Source organism: Leeuwenhoekiella parthenopeia, from assembly GCF_020782115.1.
Lineage (GTDB): Bacteria > Bacteroidota > Bacteroidia > Flavobacteriales > Flavobacteriaceae > Leeuwenhoekiella > Leeuwenhoekiella parthenopeia.
In genome coordinates this window covers 1-18,842 of the sequence record NZ_JAJGMW010000020.1, presented here as the reverse complement: position 1 = coordinate 18,842, position 18,842 = coordinate 1, and the positions used below count along the sequence as shown (strand labels likewise).

General features: G+C 43.6%; 17 protein-coding genes. 9 read left to right on the top strand and 8 right to left on the bottom strand.

Annotation, left to right across the window (positions count from 1 at the left end; translation table 11 throughout):
* Window positions 1-24 precede the first annotated feature (24 nt).
* Together LLW17_RS14035 and LLW17_RS14030 are read left to right on the top strand one after the other, a co-directional pair.
* Window positions 25-2,094 (top strand): M1 family metallopeptidase, encoded by a 2,070-nt coding sequence (locus tag LLW17_RS14035; RefSeq protein WP_228230922.1) that lies wholly within the window; start codon window positions 25-27, stop codon window positions 2,092-2,094.
* A complete protein-coding gene (locus LLW17_RS14030; protein ID WP_228230921.1) occupies window positions 2,095-3,018 on the top strand; it encodes a patatin-like phospholipase family protein in 924 nt (307 codons plus the stop codon).
* Window positions 3,019-3,076: 58 nt separating this feature from the next.
* On the opposite strand, the gene LLW17_RS14025 is transcribed toward LLW17_RS14030, so the two are convergent.
* Genes LLW17_RS14025 through LLW17_RS14000 form a run of 6 tightly spaced genes read right to left on the bottom strand, consistent with a single transcriptional unit; the run spans window position 3,077 to window position 9,104 of the window.
* Window positions 3,077-4,543 carry a potassium/proton antiporter gene (locus LLW17_RS14025; protein ID WP_228230920.1) on the bottom strand — a complete coding sequence of 489 codons (1,467 nt, stop codon included), beginning with the start codon at window positions 4,541-4,543 and terminating at the stop codon, window positions 3,077-3,079.
* 24 nt (window positions 4,544-4,567) lie between these two features.
* Window positions 4,568-5,080 (bottom strand): DUF3124 domain-containing protein, encoded by a 513-nt coding sequence (locus LLW17_RS14020; protein ID WP_228230919.1) that lies wholly within the window; start codon window positions 5,078-5,080, stop codon window positions 4,568-4,570.
* Window positions 5,081-5,091: 11 nt separating this feature from the next.
* Window positions 5,092-5,610 carry a DUF7935 family protein gene (locus LLW17_RS14015; RefSeq protein ID WP_228230918.1) on the bottom strand — a complete coding sequence of 173 codons (519 nt, stop codon included), beginning with the start codon at window positions 5,608-5,610 and terminating at the stop codon, window positions 5,092-5,094.
* Window positions 5,611-5,613: 3 nt separating this feature from the next.
* Complete coding sequence (locus tag LLW17_RS14010; protein WP_228230917.1) at window positions 5,614-7,230, bottom strand: FMN-binding glutamate synthase family protein; 1,617 nt, start codon at window positions 7,228-7,230, stop codon at window positions 5,614-5,616.
* Window positions 7,231-7,242: 12 nt separating this feature from the next.
* Window positions 7,243-8,526, bottom strand: coding sequence for an amidohydrolase (locus LLW17_RS14005; RefSeq protein ID WP_228230916.1), 1,284 nt, complete (start codon window positions 8,524-8,526; stop codon window positions 7,243-7,245).
* A 32-nt stretch (window positions 8,527-8,558) separates the two neighbouring features.
* A complete protein-coding gene (locus LLW17_RS14000) occupies window positions 8,559-9,104 on the bottom strand; it encodes a DsrE family protein (protein ID WP_228230915.1) in 546 nt (181 codons plus the stop codon).
* Window positions 9,105-9,352: 248 nt separating this feature from the next.
* Between LLW17_RS14000 and LLW17_RS13995 the strand changes: the two genes are divergently transcribed.
* Both LLW17_RS13995 and LLW17_RS13990 read left to right on the top strand, forming a co-directional pair.
* Complete coding sequence (locus LLW17_RS13995; protein ID WP_228230914.1) at window positions 9,353-11,674, top strand: ATP-dependent helicase; 2,322 nt, start codon at window positions 9,353-9,355, stop codon at window positions 11,672-11,674.
* Window positions 11,675-11,733: 59 nt separating this feature from the next.
* A complete protein-coding gene (locus LLW17_RS13990; RefSeq protein WP_228230913.1) occupies window positions 11,734-12,225 on the top strand; it encodes a hypothetical protein in 492 nt (163 codons plus the stop codon).
* On the opposite strand, the gene LLW17_RS13985 is transcribed toward LLW17_RS13990, so the two are convergent.
* Window positions 12,222-13,046 (bottom strand): UDP-2,3-diacylglucosamine diphosphatase, encoded by an 825-nt coding sequence (locus LLW17_RS13985; protein ID WP_228230912.1) that lies wholly within the window; start codon window positions 13,044-13,046, stop codon window positions 12,222-12,224. The two genes, LLW17_RS13990 and LLW17_RS13985, sit on opposite strands and share 4 nt — an antisense overlap.
* 158 nt (window positions 13,047-13,204) lie before the next feature.
* Between LLW17_RS13985 and aroC the strand changes: the two genes are divergently transcribed.
* The 5 genes from aroC to LLW17_RS13960 all read left to right on the top strand — a co-directional run bounded on the left by aroC (window position 13,205) and on the right by LLW17_RS13960 (window position 18,070).
* The gene (aroC, locus tag LLW17_RS13980) at window positions 13,205-14,269 is read left to right on the top strand and encodes a chorismate synthase (protein ID WP_228230911.1); all 1,065 of its coding nucleotides are present in this window, start codon (window positions 13,205-13,207) and stop codon (window positions 14,267-14,269) included.
* A 133-nt stretch (window positions 14,270-14,402) separates the two neighbouring features.
* Window positions 14,403-14,816, top strand: a complete 414-nt coding sequence (locus LLW17_RS13975; protein WP_228230910.1) for an antitoxin Xre/MbcA/ParS toxin-binding domain-containing protein — start codon at window positions 14,403-14,405, stop codon at window positions 14,814-14,816.
* 8 nt (window positions 14,817-14,824) lie between these two features.
* Complete coding sequence (locus LLW17_RS13970; RefSeq protein ID WP_228230909.1) at window positions 14,825-15,277, top strand: RES family NAD+ phosphorylase; 453 nt, start codon at window positions 14,825-14,827, stop codon at window positions 15,275-15,277.
* Between the two features lie 81 nt (window positions 15,278-15,358).
* Window positions 15,359-16,810, top strand: coding sequence for a dicarboxylate/amino acid:cation symporter (locus LLW17_RS13965; protein WP_228230908.1), 1,452 nt, complete (start codon window positions 15,359-15,361; stop codon window positions 16,808-16,810).
* A 126-nt stretch (window positions 16,811-16,936) separates the two neighbouring features.
* Window positions 16,937-18,070, top strand: coding sequence for a phage tail-like protein (locus tag LLW17_RS13960; protein WP_228230907.1), 1,134 nt, complete (start codon window positions 16,937-16,939; stop codon window positions 18,068-18,070).
* Here the strand turns inward: LLW17_RS13960 and LLW17_RS13955 are convergent.
* Window positions 18,067-18,714: a haloacid dehalogenase type II gene (locus LLW17_RS13955; RefSeq protein ID WP_228230906.1), complete on the bottom strand. Its 648-nt coding sequence runs from the start codon at window positions 18,712-18,714 to the stop codon at window positions 18,067-18,069. The genes LLW17_RS13960 and LLW17_RS13955 overlap by 4 nt on opposite strands.
* Window positions 18,715-18,842: the final 128 nt, after the last annotated feature.

Genomic DNA, 18,842 nt, shown 5'->3' with positions numbered 1-18,842 from the left:
ACAGATTTATAAATTGATGTATTGATGAAATGGTTTTTTTCGCTTATCGCCACGCTTTTGATAAGCACAGGGTATGGCCAGCAAACGCAAACAGTAGATTTTGAACGTATCTATGCCTTGCTCGACTTTAATTTTGCCGAAGCTTCCGTAAGCGGCGATCTGGAAATCAAATTTACCATGCTCGACGATGCCGATTTTGTGTATCTCGATGCAAAAAATATTCTGCGCTATGAGTCGCTGCTTAACGATAAACTCGTGAGCACACATACCGATGAGGGGCGTATCATTTTTACCGAAAGCTTCGCAAAAGGGCAGACCTATCACCTTAAACTCAAGTACACCGCTAAACCGGACAAGGCTCTTTATTTTGTAAATAACGGCGGTTTTCAGCAAATCTGGACGCAGGGTCAGGGCAAATACACCTCAAACTGGCTGCCCAGTATCGATGATATGAACGATAAGATTGAGTTTGACCTGAGTATCGTGGCCTATCCCGGTCAGGAAGTCGTGGCAAACGGTGTTTTAAAGGAAAAGGAAGAAAGCGGCGAGAAGTTTATCTGGCATTATGAGATGTCTGAGCCTATGTCGAGTTATCTGGTTGCCGTTGTACTGGGTGATTACCGAAAGCAAAAGCGTGCGTCAGACAGCGGGATTCCGATAGAGCTGTACTATTATCCGGAAGATTCTATGAAGGTGATGACCACCTACCGCTACAGCGACGATATTTTTGATTATTTCGAAGAGGAAATAGGGGTACCCTATCCCTGGCCCAATTATAAGCAGATTCCGGTAAAGGATTTTCTGTATGCGGGGATGGAAAACACCACCGCGACTATTTTTAGCGATCAGTATGTGGTAGACCGTACCGGTTTTACAGACCGCAATTATGTGAGTGTAAATGCGCACGAACTCGCCCATCAATGGTTTGGCGATTATGTGACCGAAACCTCCGGAATGCATCACTGGCTTCAGGAAGGTTTTGCTACCTATTATGCTTTACTCGCAGAGCGAAAATTTCTGGGTGATGATGAGTTTTACTGGAAGCTTTACGAGTCTGCAGAGCAGCTTCAGGCGCTTAGCAAGCAGGGTAAAGGCGAAAAGTTGCTCAATCCCAATGCGAGCTCGCTTACGTTTTACCAAAAAGGAGCCTGGGCGCTTTTCGCTTTGCGCAATAAAATAGGAGATGAGGCTTTTAAAACCGCGGTAAAAAATTATTTAGACAAGCATAAGTTTAGCAACGTGGAGACCGAAGATTTTCTGGTCGAGGCCCGTGCGGCAAGCGGTGAAGATCTGATGGATTTTGCCGGGACCTGGCTTGAGGGAACCGAGTTTCCATACGCTGAGGCTCAGGAACTGCTAAAAGACTCACCGGTGATTCAGCGCTATAAACGCGTGGTAGCCCTGCGAGCTCAGTCTTTTGGTCAAAAACAGAACAAGTTGTTTGAACTTTTGGCTTTGCCTGATAAGTACAGCGGTCGGGAAGTTATTTACCAGTTGGCTAAAGTGCCGGCTTCATCTGCAGCGCGTATTTATGAGCGGGCGTTTTATACGAATAATGCCTGGGTACGGCAGGCTATTGCCGAGACAATCACCGATGTGCCGGCATTTATGAAAGTGAATTACGAGCGTTTGCTCAATGACGATTCGTATCTCACCCGGGAATACGCTTTTTTCAATTTGTGGAGATCCTTTCCGGCAGACCGTCACACGTATTTAGACAAGATGAAAGGCGTGCAGGGTTTTGCAGATCATAATGTTGAAATTTTATGGCTGGCTCTGGCTATTTCTACTTTAGATTATGAGGAAGCTTACATACGCGATCATTTCTTTAGGCTTACCCGATTTACGGGTGATCGCTATGCGTTTGAGACCCGATTAAACGCTTTCGAAAAATTATACCAATTGCAGTTGTATGAACCCAAAAGTCTGGCCAATCTGGTTGAGGCCTGTTTTCATCACAACTGGCGTTTTGCGCAGGCTTGCAAATCGATTTTAGATGAGGTGGTCAAAAACCCGGATTATCGCAAAGAACTGGAGAAATTGAAGTTTGACAATCCAAAAGAGCAGGCTTTGGTTAATGAAAAATTACTCTAAATGCGGGCTTTAGTTATTTCCGGAGGGGGGAGTAAAGGAGCCTATGCAGGTGGTGTGGCTCAACATCTTATTGAAGAGCAGGGTCATAAGTATGATTTGTTTCTGGGTACTTCAACCGGGAGTTTGCTTATTTCACAACTTGCCAATAATAACATTAAGCGGGCATACGAGGTCTATACTCAGGTTAACCAAAACACTATTTTTAATGTTAACCCTTTTAATATCAAGAAAAAGGGCGACCGGGAATACGTTTCTATCAACTACTGGAATACCGTCTGGCAGTTTATAAAGCGCAAGCGCACTTTTGGTGAAAGCAAAAATCTGCTTAAAAACATCCGCAAGAATTTATCTAAAGCAGAGTTTGAAGACATTAAAAGGCAAACCGCAGATGTGGTGGTTACGGTCTCAAACCTCACTAAAAACACGGTAGAATACAAGTCTATTAAAAACTGGGAGTACGACGATTTTTGTGAGTGGATCTGGATAAGTTGCAACTACGTGCCCTTTATGAGTCTGGTTAATAAGAACGGTTTTGAATATGCCGATGGTGGTTTTGGGTGCATTGTGCCTATACGCGAGGCCATTCGCCGCGGGGCAACTGAAGTTGACGCGATTATTCTGGAGTCTGAGAATATGGAGTACAACAAGGTACTGGGGAAGAATCCGTTTTCGCTGATGGTAAATCTCTTTGGCTTTTTAATGGATCAGGTAGAATACCATGATGTGATCGTGGGCAAGCTGGCTGCGATTAATAGAGATGTGCCGCTTAACCTGTATTATACGCCTTCAAAACTTACCGAAAACAGTCTGATTTTCAACAAAAAATTAATGAGCAGCTGGTGGCAGCAGGGTTGGGATTACGCTGCCGCGAAAGCAAAACAGGCTCAGGAAAATAAGTTGCGCCAAATTCCGGAAACCGAATAAACACTGACCGGGAATAAACCGAACGCGTCAATTTTCCGGAAGGATTTTGAAATAATATCTAGTTCGGGCTGTTAAGACATCTTACAACATCATCCAGACCTTCTTCATCCTCTGAGAGTACGACAAGAGTATCTCCTTCATTAATTACGGTAGCACCTTTCGGCGTAAGAAACTTATCATTGCGTTTAATCATTGCAATGATTGCATTTTTAGGGAATCCCAATTCTACTATTTTCTTATTAACAGCAGTACAGCTGGGTTTGATGACGATTTCTTTCATTGCCGTTTTAGGAATTTCAGATATCATACCGGCCATATTTTGCTTTGGTTTCTCTTCATCGGGCAGGCCTACATTAAGCCACCTGGCCACAATTGAAAGTGTAGTTCCCTGTATTAAAACTGAAGTCAGCGAGATAAAAAATACAATATTAAAAATCATATGCGCTTTCTCAATACCCGCGAGCAGCGGATAAGTAGCAAACACAATAGGCACTGCGCCTCGCAGTCCCACCCACGAGATGTAAAACCTGCGTCTCATTTTCATTTTAAAGAACATCAGGCTTATAAAAACGCCTATGGGTCTGGCAAGGAAAATGAGAAATAAGGAAATCATAAGACCTATCCCAATGAAAGGAACTACCTGAGTGGGAAATACTAATAAGCCAAGGGTTAAGAACAACACGATTTGCATAAGCCACGCAAGGCCGTCAAACATTTTAAGGATTGTTTGTTTATGTATTAAATCCTGATTACCCAAATAAACTGCGCAGATGTAAATAGCAAGGAAACCGTTTCCGCCAATAAATTCGGTAGCAGAAAAGGTTATAAACATCAGTGCAATTACCAGAACCGGATATAATCCTTCAAAACCCAATTCGATTTTATTGATGATAAGTTTGCTTAGTTTACCGAAAAGGAAACCGGCGATCCCGCCTAAAATCATTTGCCTCAATAGCATGGGTACAACCGAAAGCAGCCCCTGATCTTCATTGATTACTAAAGAAAGAAACGCGATGGTAAGCACGTAGGCCATGGGATCATTGCTGCCGCTTTCCAGCTCTAAAGTGGGTCTCAGATTGGTTTTGAGCGCCAGGCTCTTAGACCGTAAAATGGAAAAAACGGCAGCTGCGTCTGTGGAAGAAACAATAGAACCCAAAAGCAAACTTTCGTAAATGGTGAAGTCTGTGATATAATACACAAAAAGGCCTAAAGAAACCGCTGTAAGCAGAACGCCCAGGGTAGAGAGCGCAAGACCTTCCCTAAGAATGGGTTTTACAGTTGACCAGTTGGTATCTAAACCCCCTGAAAAAAGAATAAAATTGAGGGATACGATGCCTATAAACTGCGCAATTTGCGGGTTGTCAAAATGAATACCGCCTATACCATCAGAACCTGCCAGCATGCCTACCACTAAGAACAACAGTAAGGTGGGAACCCCAAATTTATAAGAGGTCTTGCCTACAATGATGCTAATTAATAGTAAGACAGAGCCTACAAGAACAATATTTTCTATTGTTAGGTTCATTTGGAGACTTGATAAAGGATTTTTTTATTGGATACGTTTTCCCTGTACGCTAAAAGAAAGGCCTTGCGTACCGCGGGTTGAGATCATAATTCCCTCAAAAAGCGGGTCTGTTACTTCAGGATCATCAAGCCAGTCGAAGATAAAATTGCCGCCTGTGCCTCCTGTTTTGTCGCCTTCTTCAATGATGATTTCAACAGTCTCCAGTGGTTTTAGCTGAATGGGAAAATCAAAATAGGTGCGTATGGGATTACCCGCGGTATCGTAATAAACTCCTTTGGTCAAAATCACCGTATCCTTTTCACTGGTATTACGCAGGCTTACCGTAACCGTAAGGTCGTGGGTGTTGTGTTCTGAAGTGCTATAGATCTCCGAATAAATACCCAGATAGGTTTTGGCGGTTGTAAGCGAATCGGTTTCAGGCAGTTCAATGCGGCGATTTTCCCAGTTTATGGGATCAAGCGACTTTGAAGTAGGTTTAGTATTGTCGCAGGCTAAAAGCAGAAGCAATACCGGGATGAAGAAAAAAGTAACGCGCATAGACTTCGGTTTTAGTTAAAAAGTTCCCGGACCTCGGTTTTTAAATAGTCCAGAGCCACTCGTGTGGGATTTTCCTGCCCATCCGGATTCTGAATAAGATATTCCCTTAATTGATGGGCTGAGGTGATTTCGTTTTTTGCCACAGATTTACGCAGCTGTTGTATAAGCGCATTTTTTGAGGATTTAATCACACCCCAGCATTCTGAAGACAGGTAAATCTGTTGCGTAAGATTGTGTTCAAATTCCTGCTCGATGGTTGCCGCGATCAGATCAACATAGGCTTTCTTATCGTCAGTTACCGGTTTTACGCGTATGAGCAATTGAGTGGGGTTTATGCGTTCTAAAAATAAGGTCAACCGCTCATAGGCCTGCAGTTTTAAAGGGAGCACGTCTTTTTGAGTTTCTTTATGTAATAAGAAACGGCGGCGGCCTTCCTCATTTTTCAGGAAAGAATCAAAAAAGTAATAGGCGATAACTCCTACCACAATGGCAGGTCCTACAGCAATTGCAATTTCCAGGATTTGGTCCATAAATTAATAACGTACTTTTTCAGGTGTTTGTTGAATTTCTTTTTCAGTTTTTCCTGTTTTTGGGTCGTAGCAACCTCCCAGATGCGGGCAATCAATGAGTTCTTGCATCGATTTAAACGGCACTTCCACCTTGTTATAGCTGAAGCAGGCGGCCAGGGTCTGGGTCAGGTTTTTATCACCAAGGGACAAATCTACGTCTTCTGTAGTCAACTGGCACGGATGTTCATAACCACATGCGTGTGTAATTTCAAGCAACTCCTTCCGGAAATTTTTAAAGTAGAAATTGGTACGTACCGCCTTATCTTCAATATTGATCCCGGCCTGCAACCATTTGTTTTGCGTGGCCACACCACTGGGACAGGTGTTATTGTGGCATGCTTTAGCCTGAATGCAGCCTATTGACAGCATAGCCTCGCGGGCGACGTTTATAATATCTGCACCCATAGCAAAAGCCATAGCGCCCTTCGCCGGAAGCCCAAGTTTACCGCTGCCTATAAAGACAATGCGTTCAGTAAGGTGGTGCTTTTTGAAAATCTTGTAGAGATCGCTAAATGCATACACCCAGGGCAACGAAACGTGATCGGCAAAACTGGGTGGTGCTGCTCCGGTACCGCCCTCGCCGCCGTCAACCTGAATAAAATCGGGTCCTTTATTGGTTTTCACCATAATCTGGGCGAGTTTTTCCCAATCGTGTAATTTACCTATGGCTGCCTTAATTCCAACCGGAAGACCGGTAGCTTCGGCGATGGCCTCTACAAATTCAACAAGGCTTTCTACATCTGTAAAAGCGGTGTGTGTTGCAGGCGAAATGACATCCTTGCCCATAGGAACATGGCGTATTTCTGAGATTTCCTTAGTGATTTTTGATGCCGGAAGCACGCCGCCTTTTCCCGGTTTAGCTCCCTGAGAAAGTTTGACTTCAATGGCTTTTACCTGCGGATTTTCTTCAACCAGCTTTACCAGTTTTTCCATCGAAAAATTACCCGCTTCATCACGTACCCCAAAATACCCGGTCCCAATCTGAAAAATCACATCGGCGCCTTGTTTGTGATAGGGGGAGAGTCCGCCCTCACCGGTGTTGTGATAGGCGTGAGCCAGTTTGCAACCTTTGTTGAGCGACTCGATCGCACGTGCCGAAAGCGAACCAAAACTCATCGCCGATACATTGATTATTGAAGCGGGACGATAGGGTTTACGCCGCTTGTTGTAAAGCCCCATAACTTTAGCCGAGGGCAGAAAATACGGGTTTTTGGCATTGGGATGATCGGGCGGAATGCGGAAGCCCATCATCGCGTTATTGATGAAGATATAGTTGGCTTCGTAAATATTCTGATCGGTACCAAAACCCTCGTAGTTGTTTTGGTTTTTAGCGGAAGCATAAATCCAGCCGCGTTCAATACGGTTAAACGGAAGCTCCTCCCGGTTATTGGCAACGATGTACTGGCGCAACTCGGGGCCTATACTCTCAAGCATATAGCGTATGTGCCCAACTACGGGGAAGTTGTGCGTGATGATATGCTTCTTATTAAAAAACACATCGCGTATAGCGATTACAGCGAGTGCGATGAGCACCCATCCCCACCAGGGTATGGATTTTAGGATGTCAAAAAATTCGGTCATACATTTTCAAAGTTACTGCGCATTCAGATAATCAAGGGTAAGCTGGCTCATGGTTTTTACACCCAGCAGCAAACCGTCATCATCTATCATAAAATCTGGAGTGTGATGCGGATACGGAGTGGTGTTTCCGGGGGTCATTCCACCTAAAAAGAAATAAAAGCCGGGCACTTTTTCCTGAAAAAAGCTGAAATCCTCACCGCCTGTAGTGGCTTTTACCAGATTCACATTTTCGGCTCCTGCCACGTTTTGCAAGGTAGGTAGCATTTGAGCAGTAAGCTCTTCATCGTTGTAGGTAATTGCTGTGTTATTTTGAAACTCAATTGTCGCACTGCCTCCGTAGGTTTTAGCCAGCCCTTCGGTCATTTCGGTCATACGACGAATGATGAGTTTTTTCATATCGGGATCAAGTGTGCGTACGGTTCCTATCAGTTCCGCTTCTTCCGGGATGATGTTAAAGCGAACACCTGATGTGATTTTGCCAACAGTAATCACCGCCGGTTCTACCAAAAGATTGGACTCCCGACTGATGATTGATTGATATCCGTCAATGATTTTCGCAGAAATGTAAATAGGGTCCACTCCGCCCCAGGGCTGTGAACCGTGTGTTTGTTTTCCTTTTACTTTTACTACGAAACGCTCTACAGCCGCCATAGTTCCTCCGGGTTTGTAGTTGATTTGTCCTACCGGCGTAGCGCTGTTGATATGCAGACCAAAAATAGCATCCACATCAGGATTTTTTAGTACTCCTTCTTTAATCATCAAAGCTGCACCTCCTTCTTCTCCCGGTGGCGGTCCTTCTTCAGCAGGCTGAAAGACGAATTTTACCGTACCGTGTATTTTGTCTTTGCGTTTTGAAAGAATTTCGGCAGTACCCATCAGGATAGCAACGTGTGTGTCGTGCCCGCAGGCGTGCATCACACCGGTCTCACTCCCCAGAAAGTTGGCTGTATTTTTACTTTTGAAGGGTAAATCATTGCGTTCGGTTACCGGTAGGGCGTCTATGTCTGCGCGCAGCGCAACCACTTTGCCGGGATGATCGCCTTTAAGAATACCTACCACACCGGTTTTGGCAACTTCGGTTTGTACTTCTATACCTAAAGAGTTGAGATGCGCCGCAATTTTTGCTGCGGTTTCAAATTCGCGATTGCTGAGTTCGGGATTTTGATGAATCTCGTGTCGCCATTGTATAACCTGGTCTTCTATAGATTCTGCTGCAGCCATAAGCTCCTTGTCGGGAGACTGGGCAAAAGCACTCGTGCTTAAACCAAGTAAGGCCAGAAGGTGTAGTTTCTTCATATCTGTTATTTTAAATAATTGATTTTTTGAATTTAGAAGGAAATTAGGGCATAGCCTAAATCCTGATAATGAATTAAAGCCGTCATTGCCGAAAGTGCTATTTGCGTATGCTCCCAGCGTTTTTCCTGAGGGATGTTGCGCTTACCGGCTGTTTGCCCGCAAAGGATAACAGGGATGTCTAGTTTGTAAAAGGCTTCCAGAAGCGGAAGATTGGGGTTGTCAACGCCGTATTTTTCGCTGTAATCCTCATTTTTTAGCAAGTCAAAAGTAGCGCTACCGTGAACCACCAGAACGGGTTTCAGGTTTTGCTGAGGCACACCGGCAGCCGCATGCATATTTAAAAAACGGGCAACGGTGTTGAAATACAGGTTTAGTTCGGCGGGATCTTCCGGAGATTGAGCAATGTCAAAAACGACATTATAGACTTTTTCAGGATCGGCAGTTAAATTGGCTTCAGGTACCGTAAACGTATCCCCAAATCCTTCAATCAATGGACCTGAAATAAGCTGCTGGGCCTGTGTTGTTTTCGCGAATGCGATACTAAAAAACAAGAGAATCGTTGATTTGTAAAATGGCATATGGGTGCTTTAGTGATTTAAAGATATTTAAAATGTGGGGAACCCATTCTTAAAAGCCTTATTTTCTGAACTGACGAAAAATCAGTTTTTTTCCAATTGACTGATTGCGGTGTTTTTCATTTAAATAAACGGACATTATTTGATAATTTTTTGATAACTATATGTAGAACGAGACCGCAAAAATGGGAAGTTTCCTTATTTTTCCGCTCCTGCGAAAAAGGCAGAAAAATTTTAAAAAAGAACATGTTTTGGAGGCACTTTTAGAAGGATTGAATGACGCGCAGCGCGCACCGGTTTTACAGAAAGACGGCGCGATGATGGTGATCGCCGGTGCAGGCTCGGGTAAAACCCGGGTACTCACGATGCGTATCGCTTACCTGATGCAACAAGGTGTAGACGCCTTTAATATTTTGGCACTTACCTTTACCAATAAAGCCGCGCGGGAGATGAAAAACCGTATCGGCACGATCGTGGGTAACAGCGAGGCCAAAAACCTGTGGATGGGAACCTTTCACTCGGTCTTTGCCAAGATTTTGCGTATTGAAGGGCATCATCTGGGGTTTCCGCCCAACTTTACGATTTACGATTCTCAGGATTCGCAACGGCTTATTTCGGCGATTATCAAAGAAATGGGACTTGATAAGGATATTTATAAGTACAAGCAGGTGCACAGCCGCATTTCGTCTTTTAAAAACAGCCTGATTACGGTAAAAGCCTATTTCCAAAACCCCGAACTTCAGGAAGCTGATGCGATGTCTAAAAAGCCTCGTATGGGGCAAATCTATGAAGAGTACGTAGAGCGTTGCTTTAAGGCCGGTGCGATGGATTTTGATGATTTACTCCTGCGTACCAATGAACTTCTGGCGCGTTTTCCGGAAGTTCTGGCAAAATATCAAAAACGTTTTCAATACATTCTGGTTGATGAGTACCAGGATACTAACCATTCTCAGTACCTGATTGTAAAGGCACTGGCAGATCGTTTTCAGAATATTTGTGTGGTGGGTGATGACTCCCAGAGTATTTATGCCTTCCGCGGAGCGAACATCAATAACATTCTCAACTTTCAGCGGGATTATGATGACGTAAAAGTGTACCGTCTGGAGCAAAATTACCGCTCCACCAAAAACATTGTAGAGGCGGCAAACTCGGTGATTGAGCACAACAAGACCAAACTGGATAAGGTGGTCTGGACGGCAAATGATGCGGGTCCTAAAATCATCGTGCACCGTTCCCTGACCGATGGGGAAGAGGGGCGTTATGTGGCCAGCAGCATCTTTGAAAATAAGATGAACAACCAGCTGAAGCATAGTGATTTTGCCATTTTATACCGTACAAATGCCCAGTCCCGTGCGATGGAAGATGCGTTGCGCAAGCGTGAAATTCCCTATCGTATTTTTGGTGGTTTGTCGTTTTATCAGCGAAAGGAAATCAAAGACGTCCTCGCTTACCTGCGTTTATTGGTCAATCCTAACGACGAAGAAGCCATTAAGCGGGTCATCAATTATCCGGCGAGAGGGATTGGGGCAACTACCATAGATCGTCTTGTGATTGCTGCTAAGCAATACGGGCGTTCAATTTTTGAGGTGATGGAAAATATTCAGCATTTGGACATTAAAATCAACTCAAGCACCAAAAATAAGCTGTACAACTTTGTCAATATGATTCGCAGTTTTCAGATTACTGCGGAAAATGCCGATGCGTTTGTGGTTGCCGAAGAGGTTGCCCGAAAAACCGGTTTATTGCAGGAACTGAAAAAAGACGGAACGCCCGAAGGGATTGCGCGTATCGAGAATATTGAAGAACTGCTTAACGGGATGCGCGATTTTGTGGAAGGACAAAAAGAGATCGCAGATGCCACCGGAAGCCTTTCGGAATTCCTGGAAGATGTAGCCTTGGCGACCGATATGGATAAAGACATTGACGATGTGGACCGTGTTTCGCTGATGACCATTCACCTGGCTAAAGGTTTGGAGTTTCCGTATGTATATATCGTAGGTCTTGAAGAAGATTTATTCCCAAGCGGGATGAGTATGAATACGCGCAGCGAGCTTGAAGAGGAGCGTCGCTTATTCTACGTGGCACTTACCCGTGCTGAGAAACAGGCGTATCTTACCTATACCGAATCGCGCTACCGCTGGGGTAAACTCATCGATGCAGAACCCAGCCGGTTTATTGAAGAGATCGATGAGAAATTTCTGGATATCCAGACACCGCTAGATACGTATCGCTATAAGCCGATGATTGACAGCGATATTTTTGGAGAACCCGATAAAAGTAAAATGCGCCTTAAGAAACCCGTGGGCAGCGCACCTCCTACAGTGGGTAAACCTACCGAAGAGCAATTGCAAAAGCTGCGTAAATTAAGACCTCAGTCAACTCCCGGTATTCAGACTGATGATTTGAATGATAACCTGTCTAAAGGAATGCGTGTGGAGCACAGTCGTTTCGGGCAGGGAGAGGTCTTGAGTATTGAAGGTATAGGTCAGGATCAAAAGGCAGAAATCCGTTTTCAGACCGGCGGAATCAAGAAGCTTTTATTACGCTTCGCGAAATTGAAGATTTTAGACTAGGCTACGCAACCTGTTGAGAATACGTGTATCTAAGTGGGGAACATCTAATCAATCAACCCATGAAAAATTTAATCTTAATTGCGCTTCTAGCTGTATTTATAATCTCTTGCGATCAGGATGATCAGGATCTGATTAACCCGGAAACTGCCAATCTTAAAGGGGACTGGTTTAACGGAAGCGAATTGGATGAAGGTGCAACTTTATATCGATTTACCTACACCTTTAGAGGAGACGGCACTTTTGAAGGAGTGAGCACCTTCAGGAATTCAGAAAGCAATGAATTATTGGGTTATGATTATAAGGTTTCGGGGGACTATGAGTTAACCAGAGATTCTATTATCTTTTTCACAACAAAACAATTTTACATAGAAGCAGGAACACCGGCTTATCTGCCAGCCCTTGAGGATTTGGATATTCGGGATATCTCAGAGCGCCAGGCTGTGGGCTATGAGATTACTGAAAATAAATCTCTACTCACCATCGATTTTCCTCCATGTGGGCCAACCGAAAATTGTATTGACAAAATCATCTATTCCAGACTTGAGGATTAATTCATCATTTTTATGGAGGCCAAAAGACTTATCGGGTCAATCTCGGTATTAACCGACTCGTCTTCCTGAGCCAAAGCGAGATTTTGCTTTTCATATTCCATCAGTGACCAGGTTTTTTTGTGGTATTCCAGAGCGGTGAGGTTCTCGATCCAGTCGCCGCTGTTGAGGTAGAGGCACGAACCTTTTTCGGTCTTTATCTCGCGCATTTGCGGCTGGTGAATGTGCCCGCAGATGACATAATCAAAGTGGTTTTCGATTGCGAGTTCGGCGGCGGTATCTTCAAAATTGGTGATAAAGCTCACCGCTTTTTTTACACTGTTCTTGATTTTTTTGGAAAGGGAATATTTCGGTCTTCCAAGTTGCACCAAACAGAAGTTGATGAAACTATTCAGCACAATTAAAAAATCATAGCCCCAGCCGCCTAGTTTTGCAATCCATTTGGTGTGCTGTATCGAAGCATCAAATACATCTCCGTGGAAAATCCAGGCTTTTTTTCCGTCCAGATTTAAAACCAGTTTATCAAGCACCGAAATATTACCCAGCTCCACCGGACTGAATTTGCGCAACTTCTCATCGTGATTGCCGGTTATGTAATAGACTTTGGTGCCTTTCGCAGCAAGCGAGATGATTTTTTTGATCACCTGCAGATGTGATTTGGGAAAATAACGTTTCCTAAACTGCCAGATGTCAATGATATCGCCGTTGAGAACAAGGGTTTTAGGATTGATACTTTGCAGGTAGTTTACCAGGTTTTTAGCCTGTGAACCATAAGTGCCAAGATGCACATCAGAGAGGATGACAAGATCAACTTTACGTTTCAAAGAATATGATTTTTAACAAATTACTTCATTTGGTGTTACCTGAGTATTAGGGGAGCATTAAATAATTTTAGTCTTTTCAGCTTTTTAGGGTCAAATAGGCAATTAATAACAAGGCTTTTAGCTGAAAACATTTTAATTTCGCCGCTCAAATACACGTTATGGCAGGTAATACTTTCGGAAAATTATTCACACTTACCACTTTTGGGGAATCCCACGGCGAGGCGATAGGAGGAATCATAGACGGCTGTCCGGCCGGTGTTGAGATCGATCTGGATTTGGTCTATAAAGATATGGAACGTCGTAAGCCGGGACAGTCTAAGATTGTTACACAGCGCAAGGAGCCGGACAGTGTGAACTTTTTTTCAGGGATTTTTGAAGGAAAAACTACCGGGACGCCTATTGGTTTTAATATCGTAAATACCAATCAAAAATCTCACGACTACAGCCATATAAAAGACACGTATCGTCCTTCTCACGCTGATTATACCTATGATCAGAAATACGGAATACGCGATTACCGTGGCGGAGGCCGGTCTTCTGCACGGGAGACTGCTAGCCGTGTTGCGGCAGGAGCAATTGCCAAGCAATTTTTAAAAAATATCAAAATCAATGCTTTTGTAGATCAGGTGGGTGATATACGTATGACCACGCCTTATCAGGAGCTTGATTTTGATAAGATTGAATCAAATATCGTGCGTTGTCCCGACGAGGCCTTCGCCGAAAAAATGATCGATAAAATCAAGGAAATACGCAAAGCCGGTGACACCATTGGCGGGACGGTAATGTGCGTGATACAAAATGTACCTGTGGGTCTGGGCGAACCTGTTTTCGATAAATTACACGCAGAGTTGGGTAAAGCGATGCTTTCGATTAATGCGGTGAAAGGTTTTGAATACGGTAGCGGTTTCCACGGAGCCTCTATGCTGGGCAGTGAGCACAACGATCTGTTTAATAAAGACGGAAGCACCAAAACCAATCTAAGCGGCGGTATTCAGGGTGGAATCAGTAACGGTATGGATATTTATTTTAGAGTTGCCTTTAAACCGGTAGCGACTATTATGCAGAATCAGCCTACCATAGATAAGGAAGGAAACGAAACCGAAATGCAAGGCAAAGGGCGTCACGATCCTTGTGTTGTGCCACGCGCGGTGCCTATTGTAGAAGCTATGGCTGCACTGGTACTTGCAGATTATATGCTGATTAACAAAGCGGCTAAGATCTAGTTAGAATCGACAACGAAAAACCTTAAAACCTGAATGCAATGCAGCATTCAGGTTTTTTTATGTTCAATTTATTTAGGTAAAAATGCTTTTATAGATACGAAAAAATACCTATTTTTGAGTAAATAAGTTGATTATGAGCTATACAGAGTTTGATAAAACACCCTTAGCGCTCAATGAAGCGGCGGTTATATATTATCTGGAGCATACCGTTGTTGATGTTGCTACCTTAGATAAACTTCGGGAAATGGCCCATTTTAATGAGGCGGAAATTGCAGAATGGCTCAATGTCAACGTTAAGACCTTAAGAAATTATAAGAGCAATCATACAGTTATAAAAGATCACGTTCAGGAAAAGATTGTATTGCTTATTGCCCTGTTCAATCACGGAAAAGCTGTCTTTGGTTCATTTGAAGCATTTTCAGATTGGCTTAAAAAGCCTAATTTCTTTTTTGATAAAAAGGCCCCATCCAGTTTTTTAAACACCTACAGCGGCACGAAGTTTATTGACAACCGTCTTACCGGGATGGAGTTTGGGGATAACGTTTAAGTTTTGAGATGGAAGTCTATCGCATCTCGGCAGAACACTACGCGAATGCTTTAACCTGTTCAGGAGCTGAAGCTCGATGGAACCGGGCCGGGGAAAATGTACTTTACACCTCGGGTAGCAGGGCATTGGCTTCTCTGGAGCTTGTAGTGAACCGTATGGCTATTCAAACAGGAACTCATTACAAGGTCATGGTCATTTCTTTAGCAGATGACAGTTCGCTTTATGAGGAGTTGAAGAAGGAAATGCTTCCGCTAAACTGGCGCGGACTATTCGCTTACCCTCAGTTGCAGCAAATGGGCTCAGAATGGTACCGTTCTAAACGCAGCCTGATTTTAAAAGTGCCTTCAGCGGTGATCCCCCAGGAATACAATTTTATCATCAATACCTCACACCCGGAATTCTCTAAAAAAGTCTCTCTGGTCAGGACCGAAGATTATTTCTGGGATCAAAGATTGGCTTAATCCATAAGCATCGGTTTAAAATAAATCGATTTTTGTTTATCTTTCGCCTTAAGGCTAATTCAATACACTAAACATCAATTCATGAAAAAACTTGCACTGCACTGGAAGATTATAATAGGTCTGGTTCTGGGTATTATTTGGGCATTAATTTCCAGTAAACTAGGCTGGAGCCAATTTACCATCGACTGGATCGCGCCTTTTGGTGAAATCTTCATCAATTTGCTAAAATTAATCGCAGTGCCTCTTGTGCTTTTTTCAATTATAAGTGGTGTTGCAAATCTGGGCGACCCGGCCAGTCTGGGTAGAATGGGGGGGAAGACCCTTCTGGCTTATCTGGTTACTACCGTCCTTGCAGTGGGAATGGGACTTTTTCTGGTAAACCTTATCGGTCCCGGGAAACTGGTAGATGAGCAAAGCCGAATTGATAACCGTATTGGTTATGAGATTTGGGCTGCCAATGAGGGCTATGTGATCAAAGATGGAATCAACTATTTACAGGATCCTGAATTTATGGATCGGGCCAAAGAAATTTCAGATCTTTCGCGAAGTGAGCTTCAGGATGCCTCAGTAAATGATAAGATGGCAACTGCCAATGCTACTAAAGATGCCGGACCCCTTCAACCGCTGGTAGACATTGTTCCCGATAACTTTTTCAATTCTTTAGCCGATAACGGTCTGATGCTTCAAGTGATTTTCTTCGGATTATTTTTCGGGGTAAGTATGCTGTTTATCGACCCTAAAAAGTCGGCTCCCGTAACACGTGCGGTTGATGGTATTATGGAGGTATTCCTCAAAATGGTTGACCTCACAATGCAGGCAGCGCCGTTTTTTGTTTTCGCCTTGCTTGCCGGTGTCGTGAGTCAAATGGCCGGTAACGATATAGGTAAAGTGGTCGAAATATTTAAAGGTTTAAGTTGGTATTCACTCACAGTAGTTCTTGGTTTGGCACTGATGATTTTTGTAATCTATCCGCTCATATTTAAAATATTTGTGCGAAAGGTTTCCTATTTCGGTTTTTTCAGAGCGATGGGACCAGCACAAACGCTTGCTTTTTCGACTTCGAGTAGTGCTGCGACGCTTCCGGTTACGATGGAATGTGTAGAGGATAACCTGGGCGTTGATAAGAAAGTGACCAGTTTTGTACTTCCCATTGGTGCTACCGTAAATATGGACGGAACCTGCCTGTATCAGGCGGTTGCCGTGGTCTTTTTGGCACAACTGCATATGATTGATTTGACTTTAGGGCAGCAATTAACCATTGTTTTAACGGCTACTCTTGCGTCTATAGGTTCTGCGGCAGTGCCCAGTGCAGGTCTGGTGATGCTCATTATCGTTTTAGAATCTGTAGGTTTAAACCCGGCGTGGATAGGGATTATCTTTCCTGTAGATCGTATTTTAGATATGTGCAGAACGGTGGTAAATGTTACCGGTGATGCTACGGTTTCTTCCGTAATCGCGAAAGGTGAAGGCTTGTTTAATTACAATCCTGATAAACAACCTGATGCAGCTTTTGATGTTGATAATGAAAAATAGGAAGACACAAAATTTCTGATTTTCGTATTTAATAATTTTTTAAATTGGTGATACCCAACTACCTATACGTTGGCCCTACACAACTTTAAAACTTGACTTACCATTTATTGACTTAAATAGGTAGGTATGAAAGTTTTTTATCTCGTTTTAGCGTTATTAAGTTTTTCAATTCAGGCTCAGGTAGGTATTGGTACCACTACACCGAGTCCCGCTTCTATGCTTGAGATCAGCAGCGAATCATCAGACGGAGGTTTTAGAGGTCTGATGCCGCCAAGGGTTTCCACTCTTGCTGCCTTAAATGACATTGCTTCACGTGCAACGCTTGCCGATATTGGTCTCGTGGTTTTTTACAATGAAGAGGGTGTAGAGCGCTGCCTGAAAATGTGGGATGGGATTCAGTTTAAGAATGTCTATTGTTTAAGTACCTCTTCGGAGTCTGCTACAGTATCTTTTACCACTGCCAGACAAACGATACTCGAAAATTCCGGTGGTATCCCGCTTTCATTTTCTATTGAAAACCCTTCGCCCTTTAATAGTCTGGTGCTTACCGTGAGTGCTAGCGATTATACCCATTTGGTACAAAACGGGCCGGTTACTATTACCGTTTCGCGTAGCTATGACAGCTTTACAACCTCTTCAGCCTTTTCGTATTTAGACAATACGGCTATTCAGGGAAATTCAAACATCGTATTTACGATTGAGAGTATAGCCGGGGGTGATGGCACACCACAAATAGGTTCTCAAAATACGCATACATTAGGTGTCATTGATGACGATCAGAAATTGTGGATCAATGAATTTCGCTACGAAAATACGGGTTCTGATATTACTGCCGATGAATTCGTTGAGGTTGCCGGGAATGCATTAGATGTTAGCGGCTATCAAATTGTGCATTACAACGGTTCAAACGGAACTATTATAAAAGCCGTGGCTTTAAGTGGAGCAATCCCAAATCAACAGGCCGGTTATGGTACGATGAAAATTCCGCTTAATATGCAAAACGGTCCTGATGGGATTGCGCTGGTTGATCCTTTAGGTAATGTAATGCAGTTTTTGAGTTACGAAGGAAGTTTTACAGCTACCACAGGGCCTGCAGCCGGAATGACGGCTACAGATATTGGTGTTTCCATGCCAGGTGATGTACCCATAGGCTATAGTTTAAAATTAATAGGAACGGGTAATGCCTATGCAGATTTTGACTGGGACGGGCCTGATACCCAAAGCCCGGGAGTTATCAATTCAGGACAAACGTTTAACTAAATCTTTGAGGTCTTTACAATCAAAGGTAGGTGCTTCGGCCAGTGGATATTTGAACTTACCATCCCGTGCAATGAATGCGGTTTGAAGACCGGCACGCTTAGCGCCGGTGATATCCAGCCGTGCGCAGCGACCATCAAACTTTCCTGAGCTTTGACCTTTAATTGATCGAGAACGAAGACATACGGCTTTGGATTGGGTTTAAATGCCCGCGCTTCATCCACGCTAAAAATACGTTCAAAGAACTGGTTGATTTCTGCAAAAGTGAGTTGCGCCTGAGCGACGGTTGGATTTCCATTGGTAAGCGCAGCCAGCCGAAAGCCTTTTTGCTTCAAAACCTGTAAAGCTTCTACCGTATCGGGATGTGGGGGTAGTTTTTTTATCAACCCCAAAATGGACTCGATTTCTTCTTCGGGTACTACTTTTTTAAATTTTAAAGCGGTCATCTCAAAAGTTGCCTTGGCAATTCTGCTAAAATCCTCGTGATTTCCTGTGGTCGTTTCCACCAGTGAGTAATGCAAAAGACTGCTAAACCAAAGATCAAAAGCCAGATTGTTGCTCAATGTGGTATTGATTCGCCGTGCCAGGGGCTTGAGGTCAAGCAGGGTTTCGTTTACGTCAAAAAGGAGGAGTTTGGGTTGTGGCATTTTATTGGTCTCAGGTAAGGGTTTAAAACCCTGCAATTTATTGCAGAACTTTAGTATTGCGAAAAAATCTATAATTTGGCACTATGAGCAATACTTTAATAAGAGGCTCTCATACTGTGAGCAGGTTG